General features: G+C 61.3%; 14 protein-coding genes and 5 tRNA genes. 12 read left to right on the top strand and 7 right to left on the bottom strand.

Annotation, left to right across the window (positions count from 1 at the left end; all coding sequences use genetic code 11):
• The first annotated feature begins 31 nt into the window (after positions 1–31).
• From clpB to CHB99_RS00130, 6 genes are all read left to right on the top strand, one after another.
• Entirely contained in the window at positions 32–2,596 is a 2,565-nt protein-coding gene (gene clpB / locus CHB99_RS00105) for an ATP-dependent chaperone ClpB (RefSeq protein WP_042127444.1), read from the top strand.
• A 293-nt stretch (positions 2,597–2,889) separates the two neighbouring features.
• Positions 2,890–2,965 (top strand) — tRNA-Asn (locus CHB99_RS00110).
• Between the two features lie 10 nt (positions 2,966–2,975).
• Positions 2,976–3,052 (top strand) — tRNA-Pro (locus CHB99_RS00115).
• 5 nt (positions 3,053–3,057) lie between these two features.
• Positions 3,058–3,133, top strand: a tRNA-Lys gene (locus CHB99_RS00120).
• A gap of 98 nt (positions 3,134–3,231) precedes the next feature.
• Positions 3,232–3,308 (top strand) — tRNA-Pro (locus CHB99_RS00125).
• A 248-nt stretch (positions 3,309–3,556) separates the two neighbouring features.
• Positions 3,557–5,581 carry a multicopper oxidase family protein gene (locus CHB99_RS00130; RefSeq protein ID WP_042127446.1) on the top strand — a complete coding sequence of 675 codons (2,025 nt, stop codon included), beginning with the start codon at positions 3,557–3,559 and terminating at the stop codon, positions 5,579–5,581.
• Between the two features lie 42 nt (positions 5,582–5,623).
• Here CHB99_RS00130 and CHB99_RS00135 read toward each other — a convergent pair whose 3' ends face one another.
• From CHB99_RS00135 to CHB99_RS00145, 3 genes are all read right to left on the bottom strand, one after another.
• Positions 5,624–6,919, bottom strand: coding sequence for an NAD(P)/FAD-dependent oxidoreductase (locus CHB99_RS00135; protein WP_042127448.1), 1,296 nt, complete (start codon positions 6,917–6,919; stop codon positions 5,624–5,626).
• An 84-nt stretch (positions 6,920–7,003) separates the two neighbouring features.
• Complete coding sequence (locus CHB99_RS00140; protein WP_042127450.1) at positions 7,004–7,177, bottom strand: DUF3094 family protein; 174 nt, start codon at positions 7,175–7,177, stop codon at positions 7,004–7,006.
• Positions 7,178–7,354: 177 nt separating this feature from the next.
• A complete protein-coding gene (locus CHB99_RS00145) occupies positions 7,355–7,984 on the bottom strand; it encodes a DUF1780 domain-containing protein (protein WP_042127451.1) in 630 nt (209 codons plus the stop codon).
• Positions 7,985–8,123: 139 nt separating this feature from the next.
• Between CHB99_RS00145 and CHB99_RS00150 the strand changes: the two genes are divergently transcribed.
• Positions 8,124–8,807, top strand: a complete 684-nt coding sequence (locus tag CHB99_RS00150; RefSeq protein WP_042127453.1) for an energy-coupling factor ABC transporter permease — start codon at positions 8,124–8,126, stop codon at positions 8,805–8,807.
• Here the strand turns inward: CHB99_RS00150 and yacG are convergent.
• The 4 genes from yacG to CHB99_RS00170 are packed head-to-tail and all read right to left on the bottom strand — an operon-like array spanning position 8,804 to position 11,707.
• The gene (gene yacG, locus CHB99_RS00155; protein ID WP_042127454.1) at positions 8,804–9,010 is read right to left on the bottom strand and encodes a DNA gyrase inhibitor YacG; all 207 of its coding nucleotides are present in this window, start codon (positions 9,008–9,010) and stop codon (positions 8,804–8,806) included. The two genes, CHB99_RS00150 and yacG, sit on opposite strands and share 4 nt — an antisense overlap.
• Positions 9,007–9,630 (bottom strand): dephospho-CoA kinase, encoded by a 624-nt coding sequence (gene coaE, locus CHB99_RS00160; protein ID WP_042127456.1) that lies wholly within the window; start codon positions 9,628–9,630, stop codon positions 9,007–9,009. The genes yacG and coaE overlap by 4 nt, the downstream gene beginning before the upstream one ends.
• Entirely contained in the window at positions 9,630–10,499 is an 870-nt protein-coding gene (locus CHB99_RS00165) for a prepilin peptidase (RefSeq protein ID WP_042127457.1), read from the bottom strand. The genes coaE and CHB99_RS00165 overlap by 1 nt, the downstream gene beginning before the upstream one ends.
• A 2-nt stretch (positions 10,500–10,501) precedes the next feature.
• Positions 10,502–11,707, bottom strand: a complete 1,206-nt coding sequence (locus CHB99_RS00170; protein ID WP_042127482.1) for a type II secretion system F family protein — start codon at positions 11,705–11,707, stop codon at positions 10,502–10,504.
• Positions 11,708–11,919: 212 nt separating this feature from the next.
• Here CHB99_RS00170 and CHB99_RS00175 point away from each other — a divergent pair, with 212 nt between their 5' ends.
• The 5 genes from CHB99_RS00175 to CHB99_RS00200 all read left to right on the top strand — a co-directional run bounded on the left by CHB99_RS00175 (position 11,920) and on the right by CHB99_RS00200 (position 16,122).
• Entirely contained in the window at positions 11,920–12,336 is a 417-nt protein-coding gene (locus CHB99_RS00175; protein ID WP_042127459.1) for a pilin, read from the top strand.
• Between the two features lie 56 nt (positions 12,337–12,392).
• Positions 12,393–12,468: transfer RNA gene (locus CHB99_RS00180), tRNA-Thr, on the top strand.
• 164 nt (positions 12,469–12,632) lie between these two features.
• Positions 12,633–13,961 (top strand): tyrosine-type recombinase/integrase, encoded by a 1,329-nt coding sequence (locus tag CHB99_RS00185; protein ID WP_042127461.1) that lies wholly within the window; start codon positions 12,633–12,635, stop codon positions 13,959–13,961.
• Between the two features lie 896 nt (positions 13,962–14,857).
• Positions 14,858–15,838 carry an integrase domain-containing protein gene (locus tag CHB99_RS00195; protein WP_042127463.1) on the top strand — a complete coding sequence of 327 codons (981 nt, stop codon included), beginning with the start codon at positions 14,858–14,860 and terminating at the stop codon, positions 15,836–15,838.
• Positions 15,835–16,122 (top strand): hypothetical protein, encoded by a 288-nt coding sequence (locus CHB99_RS00200; protein ID WP_042127465.1) that lies wholly within the window; start codon positions 15,835–15,837, stop codon positions 16,120–16,122. The genes CHB99_RS00195 and CHB99_RS00200 overlap by 4 nt, the downstream gene beginning before the upstream one ends.
• The last annotated feature ends 484 nt before the right edge of the window (positions 16,123–16,606 follow it).

Here is a 16,606-nt window from a genome sequence, read left to right on the forward strand (position 1 = left end):
CTCCGGCCTGCCCTTTAAAGGAAGGTAACTCATGCGTATAGACCGTTTGACCAGCAAACTTCAGCTGGCGCTATCCGATTCCCAATCCCTGGCCGTGGGTATGGATCATCCGGCCATCGAGCCTGCGCACTTGTTGCAGGCGCTGATTGACCAACAAGGCGGTTCGATCAAACCGCTGCTGATGCAGGTGGGCTTCGATGTTCCCAGCCTGCGCGCGGCGCTGAGCAAAGAGCTCGATCAACTGCCGAAAATCCAGAACCCCACGGGCGACGTCAACATGTCGCAGGACCTGGCGCGCCTGCTCAACCAGGCCGACCGCCTGGCCCAGCAGAAGGGCGACCAGTTCATTTCCAGCGAACTGGTGCTGCTCGCCGCCATGGACGAGAACAGCAAGCTGGGCAAGCTCCTGCTCGGACAGGGCGTGAGCAAGAAAGCCCTGGAGAACGCCATCGCCAACCTGCGTGGCGGTGAGGCGGTGAACGACCCCAACGCCGAGGAATCGCGTCAGGCCCTGGACAAGTACACCATCGACCTGACCAAGCGTGCCGAGGAAGGCAAGCTCGATCCGGTGATCGGCCGTGACGACGAGATCCGCCGCACCGTGCAGGTCCTGCAACGCCGTACCAAGAACAACCCGGTACTGATCGGCGAGCCGGGCGTCGGCAAGACCGCCATCGCCGAAGGCCTGGCCCAGCGCATCATCAATGGTGAAGTGCCGGACGGCCTGAAAGGCAAGCGTCTGCTGTCCCTGGACATGGGCGCGCTGATCGCCGGCGCCAAGTTCCGCGGTGAATTCGAGGAGCGGCTCAAGGCGCTGCTCAACGAACTGTCGAAGCAGGAAGGCCAGATCATCCTGTTCATCGACGAACTGCACACCATGGTCGGTGCCGGCAAGGGCGAGGGCTCGATGGATGCCGGCAACATGCTCAAGCCGGCCCTGGCCCGCGGCGAGCTGCATTGCGTGGGGGCCACCACGCTGAACGAATACCGCCAGTACATCGAAAAGGACGCGGCCCTGGAGCGGCGTTTCCAGAAAGTGTTGGTGGAAGAGCCGAGCGAGGAAGACACCATCGCCATCCTCCGCGGCCTGAAAGAACGCTATGAAGTGCACCACAAGGTGGCGATCACCGACGGTGCGATCATTGCCGCGGCCAAGCTCAGTCATCGCTACATCACCGATCGGCAACTGCCGGACAAGGCCATCGACCTGATCGACGAAGCCGCCAGCCGCATCCGCATGGAGATCGACTCCAAGCCTGAAGTGCTGGATCGTCTGGAGCGCCGTCTGATTCAGCTCAAGGTCGAATCCCAGGCCTTGAAGAAAGAGGACGACGAGGCGGCGATCAAGCGTCTGGAGAAGCTCACCGAGGAAATCGCCCGGCTTGAGCGCGAGTACGCCGACCTGGAAGAGGTCTGGACCTCGGAGAAGGCCGAAGTGCAGGGCTCGGCGCAGATTCAGCAGAAGATCGAGCAGGCGCGCCAGGAGCTGGAGTCCGCCCGTCGCAAGGGCGATCTGAGCCGCATGGCCGAGTTGCAGTACGGGGTGATCCCGGACCTGGAGCGCAGCCTGCAGATGGTCGACCAGCACGGCAAGTCGGAAAACCAGTTGCTGCGCAACAAGGTCACCGAGGAAGAAATCGCCGAGGTGGTGTCCAAGTGGACCGGTATTCCGGTTTCGAAGATGCTCGAGGGCGAGCGGGAAAAACTGCTGAAGATGGAAAACCTGCTGCACGAGCGGGTGATCGGCCAGGACGAGGCGGTAGTGGCCGTGGCCAACGCGGTACGGCGTTCCCGTGCCGGGCTGTCCGACCCGAACCGCCCAAGCGGCTCGTTCCTCTTCCTCGGTCCGACCGGTGTCGGCAAGACCGAGCTGTGCAAGGCGCTGGCGGAGTTCCTGTTCGACACCGAGGAAGCGATGGTGCGCATCGATATGTCCGAGTTCATGGAGAAACACTCCGTGGCGCGGCTGATCGGTGCTCCACCAGGCTATGTCGGTTATGAAGAAGGTGGCTACCTGACCGAGGCCGTTCGTCGCAAGCCGTACTCGGTGGTGCTGCTGGACGAGGTGGAGAAGGCTCATCCGGATGTGTTCAACGTGCTGCTGCAGGTGCTGGAGGACGGCCGCTTGACCGACAGCCACGGACGCACGGTGGATTTCCGCAATACCGTGATCGTCATGACCTCCAACCTCGGTTCGGCGCAGATCCAGGACCTGGTGGGCGACCGTGAGGCGCAGCGTGCCGCGGTCATGGACGCGGTGGGCGCGCACTTCCGGCCGGAGTTCATCAACCGGATCGACGAAGTGGTGGTGTTCGAGCCGCTGGGCCGCGAGCAGATCGCCGGCATCACGCAGATCCAGCTCGGCCGCCTGCGCAGCCGTCTGGCCGAGCGCGAGCTGAGTCTGGAGCTGAGCCCGGAGGCACTCGACAAGCTGATCGCTGTCGGCTACGACCCGGTCTACGGTGCGCGGCCGCTGAAACGGGCGATCCAGCGCTGGATCGAGAACCCGCTGGCGCAGTTGATCCTGGCTGGTCGCTTCCTGCCGGGCACCTCGATCACCGCGAAAGTAGAGGGCGAGGAGATCGTCTTCGCCTGAGTTTTCGCGGTCTGGAGATAAGGCCTCGAAATTCGAGGCCTTTTTTCTTTGCATTTTCTTTCGAGTGCTTGTAAAGTGCGCCCCGCTGTAGGTCATCCCGGTTTTCCAGCAGTTTTGGGAAATCTGAAAACAAGTTGCAAATCAGTAAGTTGAATGCAAATTTGGGGTTGACAAAGGTTTTGAAGGTTGTAGAATGACGCGCCTCAGAGACATGAACGCAGCGATGCACAAGGTCGAAGGGTTCGAAGCGGTAGTGATACAGCGTTCGAAATTGCAGTACTGAAATTGATAGTTCCGCGATAGCTCAGTCGGTAGAGCAAATGACTGTTAATCATTGGGTCCCTGGTTCGAGTCCAGGTCGCGGAGCCAAATTTCAAGCCGGGGTATAGCGCAGTCCGGTAGCGCGCCTGCTTTGGGAGCAGGATGTCAGGAGTTCGAATCCCCTTACCCCGACCATTTTTGGGTCGTTAGCTCAGTTGGTAGAGCAGTTGGCTTTTAACCAATTGGTCGTAGGTTCGAATCCTACACGACCCACCATTTTCGAATCCGGTTCGCTGGAATCGAATCTTAAAAGGCTGGAACGCCATTAGCGCCCAGCCAATGAAAAAGGCGCCTTATGGGTGCCTTTTTTTTACCGGGGTATAGCGCAGTCCGGTAGCGCGCCTGCTTTGGGAGCAGGATGTCAGGAGTTCGAATCCCCTTACCCCGACCATCTTCAGAAGAAGGGCACCTCACAAGGGTGCCCTTTTTCGTTTGTGCCTCGATCTTTTTCTGTTGCGCTCTAGCCCCTGTTTTCACTAGGGTTGGCTGCGCAGGGATAGCACTTAGCCACAGCATTCTCCGGCCCGGGTCCATGACTCGCGCTTTCCCCTGCGCCAATAGCGGCCATGACAGGCGGGGGAGCCTGCCCATGTCCGCTTCACCTTCGTTTCCCGACGAAATGATGCAGGAGCAATCGGCATGACAGGACTTCACCGACACCGGCCATTCTGCCTGAGCGCACTGGCACTGATGTGCGCCGCCGCTACGGTCCAGGCGGACGAGCAGGCCAGGACGTTCAGCAACCCGCCTTCCATCCAGCAGCTTGCGCCGACCCTCAAGGAGGCTCGCGGCACCCTGTTGATGAAATCCACGGCGCCGGCCAATGCGGTGCTCAATCCGCACGCGGGTCATGAGCGGCTGCTGGACCTGACCATCGAGTACACCAACAACTTCATCTACGATCCGGCCACCCAGCAGCAGGTGCCGGTCTATCTGCGCAGCTACCACGGTACCGACGTCGATCCGCGCACCCCCTTCGTCGCGCCGACCATCGAGGTCACGCCGGGCGATACCGTGCGGATCAATCTCGACAACCGCCTGCCGACAGACCCGAGCTGCCAGGTCAGCGGCCTGCCGGTCAACACCCCGCATTGTTTCAACGGCACCAACCTGCATTCCCATGGGTTGTGGGTCAGCCCGACGGGCAACAGCGACAACGTGCTGCTGAAGATCAAGCCACAGCAGAAATTCCAGTACGAATACAACATTCCCTCCGATCACCCGGCCGGTACGTTCTGGTACCACCCGCACCTGCATGGTTCCACCGCGTTGCAGGTGGGCAGCGGCATGGCCGGCGCCCTGATCATCCGCGGCGATCGCTTGCCGACTGACGCGTCCAACGGCGACATCGATACGCTGCTCAAGCCGATTGCCGGTCAGGACTTCATCGAGCGCCTGCTGGTTCTGCAGCAGATCCCCTACGCCTGTGTCGGTGCCGCGGGTCATGGTCCGATCAAGAAGAAAAAGAACGACAAGGGCGAGGACGTCGTCGACTGGAGCTGCAACAAGGGCGAGGTCGGTGTGGTGGAGTCCTACGACCAGTTCGGACCGGGTGACTGGGCAACCTCCGGCCGTTACACCAGCGTCAACGGCCAGGTGCAGCCGACCTTCGAAGCCCGTACCGGCGAAGTCCAGCGCTGGCGCGTCGTGCATGCCGGTGTTCGCGACACCGTCAATCTGCGCTTCGTCAAACTCAAGGACAGTGCCGTCCAGCAGAGCATCAAGGGTGTGGCGGCGGCCAAGGCGGCGGACTTCATCGCACAGAACTGCAGCGGCACTGCGCTGCCCTATGAAGTGATCGCAGCCGACGGCCTGACCTACGCCAAGGCGCAGCACAAGGATCAACTGACCCTGCAACCGGGGTATCGCAACGATCTGCTGGTGGCGTTCCCGGAAAAAGGCCGCTATTGCGTGCTTGACCTCGCCGAACCGCCTAGTGGTGGTGTGACCCAGCTCAGCAACGATCACCAGTTGCTCGGTTTCGTCGATGCCGAAGGCGGACAGCCGGTGACCAATCGCGACAACTACATCCGCGATACGCTGGTCGCCGCAGCGAAGGTGAACATGCCGGAAGGTAGCGTTCGCGACAAAGTGGTCGCTGATCTGCAGAAAGACATGTCGCTGGCCAGCTTCGTTCCCCACCGTACCATCGAGGACGGCGAGTTGGTCGGGGAAGAACAGCGTCTGGTGTTCAACATCTTCCAGAAGGACGGCCAGACCCAGTTCGCCGTGGGTACCACTGCCGACAATGCCGCGCCTTACGACCCGGCACAGGTCCAGCGTGAGCTGAAACTGGGTGACACGCAGCGTTGGGTGCTGCAATCGGCGGTGGCCGGGCATCCGTTCCATATCCACGTCAACCCGTTCCAGATCGAGAAGATCATCGGGCCGGACGGTACCGACCTGAGTGCGCCGGGCGCCAAGGACCCCGTGGATGGCGATACGCAGTACGCCGGTCTTCAGGGCGTGTGGAAGGACACCTTGTTCGTCAAACCGCTGAACAAGGACAGCAAAAAGTACTACACCGTCTACGTGAAGACCCGTTACCAGCGCTACATCGGTGAGTTCGTGCTGCACTGCCACATCCTTGACCACGAGGACCAGGGAATGATGCAGAACGTGCGGATTTCGCTGGATGGCAAGGCGGGTGACGCCCACCATTGATACAAGCAGTCGGGGCCGCACAGCGGCCCCGACCGGTTTACATCAATGCAGTTTCAGGCGTGGTTCCGTGCCACGTCCGATGCGGCTGCCGATCATCAGCATCAGGGTGCGGAAGGTGCCATACAACGCCATCTGGTGCATGCGGTACAGCGACACGTAGAACATCCGCGCCATCCAGCCTTCGAGCATGACACTGCCGGTCAGGTTGCCCATCAGGTTGCCCACCGCCGAGAAGCGCGACAGCGAAACCAGCGAGCCGTAATCACGGTAGGCGTAGCTTGCCAGTGGCTTGCCTTCCAGACGCGCCTTGAGGCTCTTCGCCAGCAGCGAAGCCTGCTGGTGCGCGGCCTGGGCCCGGGGTGGCACGTTGCGGTCGGTGCCCGGTTGCGGGCAGGCAGCGCAGTCACCGAAGGCGAAAATATTGTCGTCCAGAGTGGTCTGCAGTGTAGGACGTACCACCAGCTGGTTGATTCTGTTGGTTTCCAGCCCGTCGATATCCTTGAGGAATGCTGGCGCCCGAATACCCGCGGCCCAGACCTTCAGACCAGCCTCGATGACATCGCCGTTGGCGGTCTTCAGGCTGTCGGCGGAGACTTCACTGACCGCCGCGTTGGTCATCACCTTCACCCCGAGTTTCTCCAGGGTCTTGTGTACCGGCACGCTGATACGCTCCGGCAGCGCTGGCAGGACCCGCGGACCCGCCTCGATGAGGGTGATGTGCATGTCTTCCGGTTTGATCCGGTCCAGACCGTAGGCCGCCAGTTCATGGGCCGCGTGATGCAGTTCGGCGGCCAGTTCGACACCGGTGGCACCGGCGCCGACGATGGCGACGCTGATCTTTTCCTTGGCCTGGTCGCCGGCATGGGCGCGCAGGTAGTGGTTGAGCAGTTGCTGGTGGAAGCGCTCGGCCTGCTTGCGGGTGTCGAGGAACAGGCAGTGCTGCGCCGCGCCCAGGGTGCCGAAGTCGTTGGTGTTGCTGCCGACGGCGATGACCAGGGTGTCGTAGCCCAGGGTGCGCGCGGGCAGCAGCTCACGGCCCTCTTCGTCGAGGGTGGCGGCCAGTTGGATCTGCTTGCCGGCGCGGTCCAGGCCGCTCATGCGGCCGAGCTGGAACTGGAAGTGATTCCACTTGGCCTGGGCGACGTAGTTCAGCTCGTCTTCCGAGGAGTTCAGCGAGCCGGCGGCCACTTCGTGCAGCAGGGGTTTCCAGATATGGGTCAGGTTGGCGTCGACCAGGGTGATCTCGGCGCTGCCCTTCTTACCCAGGGTCTTGCCCAGGCGGGTCGCCAGTTCCAGGCCGCCGGCGCCGCCGCCGACAATCACGATACGGTGAGTCATGGGGATATCTCATAAGGTTTACGGAATTCGGGTCCTGAGTGGCCGGCCGCGCGGGGCGGGCGGAGCGGGCGAGCGCGAGGCAGCTCATAGCACCAACATACTCAGGAGGCGGCTCAACAGGCCCAGACCTATGGTCACGCCGACCACCAGAGCGAGGAGCAGCCATGGCCGGAAAGGCCTGCGCTCGACTCGATGGTGGGGGGCTTGCAGGTACTGGTCGACACGTCGCTGGTCTTCGGGGGTCAGGCGGCTGGTCATGGTGGCCTCGGCAAGTAGACGCTTGTGACTGTGGGAAAGCTACAGCGTTCACTGTAGCCGTTTGCCACTGGCGTACCTGCCGGCAAATGCCTGGTTCAATCACGAATGATTGCGCTTTTTATCACCGCTGGGGGATTTATGCCATCCCGCGTTGGCAGGACGGCAGCGAGCGCGGGGTCAGAGGCTGATGCCCACGTCGAAGACGATGCTGCGCCCCAGATTGCTGCGCAGAAACTCCGGCGCATCGGGGTGGGCGAAGATGACCCGGGCAAAGGTCGGTCCGACCAGCGACAGCGATCTCCAGCCCTGGCGCAGATACTCGGTGGGTGGCGGGAAGTGACTGTTCAGATCCAGCGTTTCCCTTTTCAGACTGGCGAAGGCAATGATGTCCAGCTCTCCCAGGTCCAGCCCACGTTCCCGGTAGTTGTGCGCCTTCTTGCGCAAGGTCGGCGCCAGGCGCTGCAACAGTTCCGGCGCGCCGATGCGCCGCGGACGCGCCTCGCGCCTGACCAGTTGCGCCAGGGAAAACGCACTGCGCCGCCGCTGCAGTTCCTCGCGCCATTCGTCGTTCAGGCGGCGCCCTTCGTCCAGCACGAAAAACACCTCGAACGCCGCGTCGCGAAACAGTACGTCCGGCGGCTCCTGCCCGGCGGCGGTGAAGTCCTCGCTGTGGTAGGGAATGTTCAAGCCTTGCAGCAGGCGCTGGCAAACCCAACGCTCGCGCTCCCATTTGCGGGCATTGGACAGGAACGCATTGGCTTGTTCGGCCTGAATCGTGAGCAGGCGCAGGTAGTCTGAGTCGTCCATGGGAACAAGCTTAGCGCTCAATCATTACATTCGGGGAGCAAGTGGCTGATTCTGGTCGACTTTGCTTGCGCCAGCGCAGGGCGGGCTGGTGGACGGGGTGTAGACTGCAGGGATTCCTCGTGAAGAAGGATTACCTGTCGTGATTGCCGCGCACCTGTTGTCGGATCTCAGCCTGACCCTTGGCTGGCTGCTCTTCGTGCCGCTGCTGGCGTGGGCGGCGGCGCGCGCGCCCTGGGTCGAACTGTGCACCGACAGTCGGCGTCAGCACCTGTTCTTCGGCACCGTATTCGCGTTGTTCGCGCTATGGCTGGTAAGGCGGGAGTTCGATACGGGGGTGTCGTTCCACTTCATTGGCATGACCGCCGTGACCCTGTTGCTGGACTGGCCGCTGGCGGTGCTCGGTGCGGGGCTTGCGCAACTCGGCCTGATCGCCCTCGGTCGCCAGGACCTTGCCGCCATGGGGGTCAATGGCGTGCTGCTGATCGGCCTGCCGGTGCTGGTCACCGAATGCTGCGCGATCCTCGTCGAGCGGGCGCAGCCGCGCAATCTGTTCGTGTATATCTTCTGTTCGGGCTTCTTTGCCGCGGCGCTGTCGGCATTGCTGTGCCTGCTGGCGAGCCTGGGCGTGCTGTGGCTGGACGGGCGTTTCGCCATGCCGGTCTGGCTGGAGGACTTCATCGGCTATCTGTGGCTGATCATCTTTCCCGAGGCCTTCATCAACGGCATGGTGGTCAGCGCGCTGGTGGTGTTCTGTCCGGAATGGCTGGAGACCTTCAACAGGACCCGCTATCTGCAGGCCCCGTGGAAAGACGACGAGCGTTAATGCGGCTCGCGCGGGATGAGTTCGCCGGAGAACAGTTCGTCTTCGGCATCCGGGGCGACCGGGATCTTGTGCTCCTCGGCGGCCCAGGCGCCAAGGTCGATCAGTTTGCAGCGATCGGAGCAGAACGGCCGCCAGGTGCTGGCGCTGGTCCATTCGACGGGGGCGCCGCAGGTTGGGCAATCAACGGTAACGGGCTGGCTCATTCGCGGCCTCCTCGCAAAGTCAGGTAGAAGTTGTGCAGGCGTTCGACCTCGCTGTGCAGCCAGGCGATATCGCGATCGTTGACCAGCACATCGTCGGCATGGCGCAGACGCTCTTCGCGACTGGCCTGAGCCTTGAGGATGGCCTGGACTTGTTCGGGGTCGGTCTGGTCGCGCAGCAGGGTGCGCTCGATCTGCAGGCTCTGCGGCGCATCGATCACCAGCAGGCGGTCGGTGCGTTGATACTGACCGGACTCGATCATCAAGGGCGAGACGAACACCGCGTAGGGCGACTCGGCCTTGGCCAGATAGCTGAAGATCTCCTGGCCGATCAGCGGGTGCAGCAGCGCCTCGACCCAGCGGCGTTGCTCCGCGTCGGCGAAGATCAGCGCGCGCAGGGCGGCGCGGTTCAACTGGCCGTCATCCAGCAGCACACCGGGACCGAAGCGCTCGACGATACTGGCAAGGGCCGGGCGGCCGGGCTCGACCACCCAGCGTGCGGCCTGATCGGCGTCCACCAGGTGCACACCCAGTTCGACGAAGCGTTGCGCGGCAGCGCTCTTGCCGCTGCCGATGCCTCCGGTGAGGCCGAGAATCCAGGGGGTGAAAGCAGGCGTTGTCATCAGGATCCAGCGAAATGCAGATAGGAAGTGGGTATTTGACCACCCCAGAGCAGCGCGATCCAGCCCGTGAGCGCCAGATAGGGACCGAAGGGAATCGGCGTACTGGTCTGTTTGCCGCTGACGCGCAGCAGGATCAGGCCGACGATGGCGCCGAGCAGCGAACTGAACAGCAGGGTGAACGGCAGAATCTGCCAGCCACCCCAGGCGCCGAGCATCGCCAGCAGCTTGAAGTCGCCATGGCCCATACCGTCCTTGCCGGTGACCAGGCGAAACAGCCAGTACACCGACCACAGGATCAGATAGCCGCCGACCGCGCCCCACAAGGCCTGGTCCAGCGGCACGAAGAGCCCGAAGGCATTGACGATCAGGCCCAGCCACAGCAAGGGCAGGACCAGCGCATCGGGTAGCAGTTGATGGTCGATATCGATCAGGCTCAGGGCCAGCAGTCCCCAGCTCAACAGCATGAACCCCGCCGCGCTGGCGCTGACCCCGAAGTGCCAGGCGGCGAACAGCGCCGCGCCGGCACCGGCCAGTTCCACCAGCGGATAGCGCGGGCTGATGCGCGTCCGGCAATGGCCGCAGCGTCCGCGCAGCAGCAGGTAGCTGAGCAGCGGGATATTGTCTCGCGGGCGGATGGGATGCCGGCAATGCGGACAATGGGACGACGGCAGAAAAAGATCGAAGCGCCCCTCCGCGGGTTGCTCCGGCAATGCCAGGACTTCGCGGGCCTCCTCTTGCCAGCGGCGCTGCATCATCAAGGGCAGGCGGTGCACCAGCACATTGAGGAAACTGCCGACGAGCAGGCCCAGGAGCAGGGCGCTGCCAAGGTAGATCGACGGCTGGCTGGCAAAAAGATCCCACAGGCTCATGGTCAGATCACATCCCCCAACTGGAAGATCGGCAGATACATGGCGATCACCAGGCTGCCGACCAGCAGGCCGAGCACCAGCACGATGACCGGTTCGAGCAGGCTGGCCAGGTTTTCCATCAACTGGTCGATGGCCTGTTCGTGGTGGTTGGCGATGCGATTGAGCATATCGTCGAGCGTGCCGGATGTCTCGCCGATGCCGCACATCTGCACGCAGAGATTGGGAAACAGCGGATTGGCGCGCATCGCCGTGCTCAATGCCAGGCCGTTGCCGAGATCCTGGCGCAGGCGGCGTATGGCCTGTTCGTACAGGGCATCGCCGCAGGCCCTGGCCACCGGCAGCAGAGCTTCCGCGAGGGGAATGCCGGCGGCGAAGCAGGTATGCAGGGTACGGGCGAAACGGGCCATCGCCGCATGCCGCAACAGCGTGCCCATCACCGGCAGGCGGTGGCCCAGGCGCAGCAGCCAGAGATGAAACAGGGGATTGTGGCGAAAGGCCTGGCGTACCCCCATGGCCGCCAGCAGCAGACTCAGGCTCAGGGCGAGCACATGTGCCGACAGCCAGTCCGCCAGGCCGATGACCATTCGGGTGAAGGCCGGCAGCTCCGAGCCCATTCCGGCGAACAGCACCTCGAATTGCGGCACCACCTGCAACAGGAGCAGGCTCGAGACGCCCAGCCCGACCATCAGCACCAGCAACGGATAGATCATTGCCTTGCGCATGCGTGCGCGCAGGGTGGCGCGTTTTTCCTGATAGGTCGCCAGTTGGTCGAGCAGTGTGTCCAGGCGCCCGGAGGCTTCGCCCACCGCGACCAGATTGCAGTACAGCGTGTCGAAGTAGCGCGGATGCTTGCGCAGTGCCTCGGCCAGGCTGTTGCCGGCGCTGATATCGCGCTTGAGGGCGTCGAGCAGGTGGAGCATCCGCGGGTGGCGGCTGCCGTCGGCGATGATGTCGAGGCCGTGGAGCAGGGGAATGCCAGCCTGGAACAGGGTGGCGAGATGGCGGCTGAGTTGAGTGAGCTGCGCCGCGTTGATGTCCCGCGACAGCTTGAGCGCCGCGAGCCGTCGCGAATGGCGGATGCGGGTGGTGCGGATACCGCGTTTGTGCAGCATGGCCTTGACCAGCGCCGGGCTTTGCCCGTCACTGCGGCCGCTGACCCGGGCGCCGTTACGGTCGACTCCCTGCCAGCTGTAGGTTCTGGTTTTCATGATGGTGGCGACGTCCTTGTTGCGATTGGGCAAGCACAATTTCCGTTACAGCTCCAGCCGGCAGCGTTGCCTGGCCCGCACTAGAGTAGACGAGCCATCCCGCCTGACCCGGTTCAGCGAGGTGACAAAAGATGTCGGTTCGGGCCTACTGGCGCGCCTGTCGGTATCACCGGCCGAAATGACTTGCGCAATCGTGAAACGGGAGTACGCCCATGCGGGTGCAACGCGGTATTACTTTGATCGAACTGATGATCGTGGTGGCCATCATTGGCCTGCTGCTGACCATCGCCTTGCCTCTCTACACCGACCATCAGGCGCGGACCAAGACCACCGCCGGCCTGGCCGAGATCAGTGCGTTGAAGAGCGCTTTCGAAATCCGTCTCGGCCAGGGCCAGGACATCACCAGCGCCACCCAGCTTGGCGGCCAGGAGAGCACCGCCAACTGCACCATCAGCGCCTCGGCGGTGGCTGCCAGCGGCACCGGCAGTCTCGTTTGCACCCTGCGAGATGCCCCGGCCCCGGTGCAGGGCAAGTCCCTCACCCTGAACCGTTCCGCCACGGGCTGGGCCTGCAGCACCGACGCCAGCGCCGACCACACGCCCAAGGGCTGCACCAGCACGGCCCAATAGTCTTTATGAAACAGTCAATTGCGTAAGCGTGTCGGCAGTGATAGCGTTGTCACCACGCCGGTGTAGCTCAGTCGGTAGAGCAGCGCACTCGTAACGCGAAGGTCGCAGGTTCGATTCCTGTCTCCGGCACCACATCCAGCTCCACTGCATTCCGCTGAATGCTTTGGAAGCCCTTTAAACCGGCCTTATGGCCGGTTTTTCGTTTCCACGACCCTCCGTCGGGAACCAACAAAATCCCCAATAACCGGGGGTATTTTTGGGGTACAGCGTCTTTCCTGAATGGAGAACGTACCCCTATGCCACGCCTAGCCACTCCGCTCAGCGACCTCAAATGCCGCACGGCCAAACCGCGTGAGCGCGCCTATAAACTGTTCGACGGCGGGGGCATGTACCTGTACGTCACGCCCAGCGGCTCGAAGACTTGGCGGCTGCGGTATTTCAAACCCAACGGCAAGGAAGGCACGCTGATCATCGGCAAGTACCCCATCGTTTCGTTGGCCGTCGCGAGGACCAAGCGCGATGAGGCCAAGGCCCTCTTGCTCGACAACCTTGATCCGATGGAAGAAAAGCAGAAGGCCAAGATCGCAGCCCAGCGGGCGAGCCTTCTCTTTGAAACCGTTGCCCTGGAGTGGCACGTCGAAATGTCCCGACGGTGGACTGAGAGCCATGCCAAGACGGTGCTGAGCAGGTTGCGCACCCATGTGTTTCCACTGATTGGTCAGCGGCCTATCGCTGAACTCGACACCCATGATCTGCTTGAGGTCACCCAGCGGATCAAGGATCGCGGCACCATGGATGTAGCGCTGCGTGTGCAGAACTATCTCTCCACGATCATGCGGGGTGCGAAGCGGGCGCGGCAGATCACTCAGAATCCGGCGCTCGATCTGGCCGGCTCGATTCAAGCACCGCGTACGGTGCACCGTCCTGCACTCTCGCTTAACCGCCTTCCTGAACTGTTAGATCGAATCGACAACTACACCGGTCGCGAACTGACGCGGCTCGCAGTGCTGTTGACGCTTCATGTATTCGTGCGCTCCAGCGAACTGCGCTTTGCACGGTGGGATGAATTCGACCTGCAACGGGCGATGTGGGAGATCCCCGATACCCGCAAGCCGATTGAAGGCGTCCGCTATTCCACACGCGGGACCAAGATGAGTGGGGACATTCAGATAGTGCCGCTGTCGCCTCAAGTCATCGAGATCCTTGAACAGCTGCGCAGTTTGAATCGCTTCTCTGAACTCGTGTTGCCCGGTGACCACAGGTATTGGAAACCCTTGTCGGAGAACACGGTTAACCAGGTGCTGCGCAATATGGGCTACGACACCACCAAGGACGTGTGCGGCCATGGTTTCCGGACCATGGCTTGTAGTGCTTTGCTCGAATCAGGGCTGTGGACGGACGCGGCGATTGAGCGGCAGATGAGCCATCAGGAGCGTAACCGCGTGCGCGCTGCGTACATCCACAAGGCCCAGTTTCTGGAGCAGCGTCGGTTGATCATGGCGTGGTGGAGTAACTACATCGATGCCAACAGAACGGGCCACGTCACCCCGCATGAGTTTGCCCATCCGGTAGGCGACAACGTCACCGCCTTACCAAATGGTCATGGCGCGTTCAATCGCGGGTGAGCCTGCAAGATCGGCGCTGGCTGCTCTTTCACCCGGGTCCATCCAAACAGGGCTGCAAAGCCGCCCTGTTTGGATGGACCTCACTTTGAAGAGCTAAAAGCCACCAAGTTGTCCAGGGTTTACCACGGAATGCCAGCGGTGGATAACCGTTCTTCAAGCACAAAGTGGAGCTGATTTCGAACCTTGACCGGGTTTATCCACAGGCGTAGAACTGGCCGTGCAAGCGCTGTCGATGACAGCAACCCAGGTGGCCCGAACCTTGAAGGTCACGCCGCTCCCGCGGTGGTTCTCCCCCCCAAATGGCGATTCGCGTCCGGCAGCTCGCCCGGTCACCATCCCCGGTGATGGATGCCTACTTCAGATCATGGCCCTCGTGCGCCAGACGACACTTCCAACTTCGCTGCCCAGCAGCAACCTATTCGCTTGGCCGAATCTTGCGCCAACCTGCGCTCGTCTCTTTCTCTGGAAAGAGACGGGCGCTTCTACCACTGCTGCAGCCCTCATAGCCCTTGGCTTTGCGGCAACTTCACTTGTGACAATCGGCGTGACAAACGCCGATGTCACCAGCAACAGAGCTGTAGATGATGGTGCCGCAGACCACGGAATGGACTGCACCTGACTGACCGTCAGGCATGCCCCCGTCATCGCATTGCTGCTTGCCACCTGGCTCAGGATCTCGCGGCACTGGTCTCGTCAGCCAATGCAGCCTCTACCCGCCCACCGGTAACGGTGCTCAGGAGGCCAGATCATGAGATGCCCTTGCTCCCGGTCGTAAGGAGCCGCCGGTCCCGCGTAGAGGACATTCCCCACAGGTCGCAGGGGCCTTGATCCCTGATAACACTAAGCATTCTTGGCGGGATTACGTGGGGCGAGGATCGGAAGATGAGGTGACAGGTATGGCATTGGTGGGTAGACGCGATGGTCGTAATTTCGGCTACGGCAGGCAGTTGAGCTACGCGGGGCCGCAAGCGCTGAAAGACATGTTCGGCGGTGGTCACTATGGCACGGTCAAGGCGCACTGTGATCGATGGCAGGCATTCGTGAGGTGGTGCCGCTCAGTTCAGGGGCCGGTTATCAATGATGCGCGGCAGATTGATCGGAAGGTGTTGGCCGACTATGCGGCGTATCTGCGTGACGTGGTTGGGCGCGGTGACCTTGCTGTCAGCACCGCACAAAATCGACTATCCAGCGTTAACAGGACCATGGCAGCGCTTCGCGGTGATCAGTGCGTGAAGTTGCCAAGTCCGAGCAGGGCGTTGGGTATTCAGCGCACCGGGGTTCGACAGTCGGTGCCGCAGGGCCAAGACCACGAACAGGTTAAGCAGATCGTCGATGCGCTTTGCAGCCAACATCAGCTACGAGCCGCAGCGATTGTTTTGTTGGCGCGAGCCACCGGCATGCGGTTGCGTGAGGCCATTTTGGCTGATCTGCCACGGCTACGCCGCGAGGCTAACGACCTAGGCAGGATTAACATTCAGGATGGCACCAAGGGCGGCCGCGCCGGCGCCTCGGCACCACGTTGGATTTCGATGGATGAGCATGTTTTAGGCGCGCTTAGATTCGCAGAGCAGGTTTCGCCTGAGGGCAGCCGCAACCTGATTGCGCCACACGAAAGCTACTTTGACGTTCTGCAGAGCATCGTCCGCCCGGCACGGCACATCCTGCATGCACAGAGTCTCAAAGGCTTCCATGAGCTACGAGCGGCGTACGCATGTGAGCGCTACGAGCAGATCACCCAACACCCCGCGCCAATCAATGGTGGCAAATGTTGCCAGGTAGATAGCAACCTTGATCGCGAGGCACGGAGGCGAATCAGTTACGAGCTTGGGCACGGTCGGATCGACGTGGTCGCGGCCTATATTGGGGAACGGACATGAGCAAGCCATTCGATATGGAGTTGTTCTTGGCTGGCGTGCTGACCGGGTCGCCCGCGACCCGGAAACGCCATCTGCGGCAGGCGAGAATCATCCAAGCTGAAATCTCCGAACGCTGGCAGCGACAGACGCCTTGGGCTTGGCAGAAAAAGCATGTGGCTTGGTTCCTAGAACATTGCCTAGATCGACACAGCAGAATGACGCGGTACTACTACTTTCTGACCGTGCGGTTACTCGTTCTTCGTTTACAAAAAACATGGGTGTTCAACCTCCGAGCGAGGATCTGATTTTGATAGGCACGATTGACAGCAATCGAACCGAAGTTGCCATTCGCGGAAATTGGCAATCGGGTAGAAGAGAGCTATATTTCTAGCTAAAAATTTCTGGGGGAAAGTTATGTTTTGGCTGCAGATTTGATGCGTATCTATTAATAAGATATACCAACTGATGGTCTACTATGTTGTGCTGCGTCGTCTGTTGATGAGTGCTATAAGAGCGATCTTAATGGTTATTTGCTTGTTCTATTTATCGGGTGACCGCATCTGGAAAGTGTTTTGGGTGCCATTATATCTGCAAGGGATTTTGGTGCGAACAATGGAAGGTTATCTGTGATGAGGTATTGGCTGATAGTGTTTTATGTTGTTGCGTAAGCAAAGCTACGCATGCAGGCTGATGTAATATAAATTATAAAAATGGCGACGATTTTTATTTAATTACACAAATGCTATGCTTATAGGTTGACGCAGAGACGCATTGGTATATGGCGCAGAG

The sequence above is a fragment of the Pseudomonas japonica genome (genome assembly GCF_900188455.1).
Lineage (GTDB): Bacteria > Pseudomonadota > Gammaproteobacteria > Pseudomonadales > Pseudomonadaceae > Aquipseudomonas > Aquipseudomonas japonica.

What these genes read in the sequence shown, in the direction of transcription:
- clpB (WP_042127444.1), top strand. Translation starts at nt 32, where the DNA reads ATGCGTATAGACCGTTTGACCAGCAAACTTCAGCTGGCGCTATCCGAT.
- CHB99_RS00130 (WP_042127446.1), top strand. Translation starts at nt 3,557, where the DNA reads ATGACAGGACTTCACCGACACCGGCCATTCTGCCTGAGCGCACTGGCA.
- CHB99_RS00135 (WP_042127448.1), bottom strand. Translation starts at nt 6,919, where the DNA reads ATGACTCACCGTATCGTGATTGTCGGCGGCGGCGCCGGCGGCCTGGAA.
- CHB99_RS00140 (WP_042127450.1), bottom strand. Translation starts at nt 7,177, where the DNA reads ATGACCAGCCGCCTGACCCCCGAAGACCAGCGACGTGTCGACCAGTAC.
- CHB99_RS00145 (WP_042127451.1), bottom strand. Translation starts at nt 7,984, where the DNA reads ATGGACGACTCAGACTACCTGCGCCTGCTCACGATTCAGGCCGAACAA.
- yacG (WP_042127454.1), bottom strand. Translation starts at nt 9,010, where the DNA reads ATGAGCCAGCCCGTTACCGTTGATTGCCCAACCTGCGGCGCCCCCGTC.
- coaE (WP_042127456.1), bottom strand. Translation starts at nt 9,630, where the DNA reads ATGACAACGCCTGCTTTCACCCCCTGGATTCTCGGCCTCACCGGAGGC.
- CHB99_RS00165 (WP_042127457.1), bottom strand. Translation starts at nt 10,499, where the DNA reads ATGAGCCTGTGGGATCTTTTTGCCAGCCAGCCGTCGATCTACCTTGGC.
- CHB99_RS00170 (WP_042127482.1), bottom strand. Translation starts at nt 11,707, where the DNA reads ATGAAAACCAGAACCTACAGCTGGCAGGGAGTCGACCGTAACGGCGCC.
- CHB99_RS00175 (WP_042127459.1), top strand. Translation starts at nt 11,920, where the DNA reads ATGCGGGTGCAACGCGGTATTACTTTGATCGAACTGATGATCGTGGTG.
- CHB99_RS00185 (WP_042127461.1), top strand. Translation starts at nt 12,633, where the DNA reads ATGCCACGCCTAGCCACTCCGCTCAGCGACCTCAAATGCCGCACGGCC.
- CHB99_RS00195 (WP_042127463.1), top strand. Translation starts at nt 14,858, where the DNA reads ATGGCATTGGTGGGTAGACGCGATGGTCGTAATTTCGGCTACGGCAGG.
- CHB99_RS00200 (WP_042127465.1), top strand. Translation starts at nt 15,835, where the DNA reads ATGAGCAAGCCATTCGATATGGAGTTGTTCTTGGCTGGCGTGCTGACC.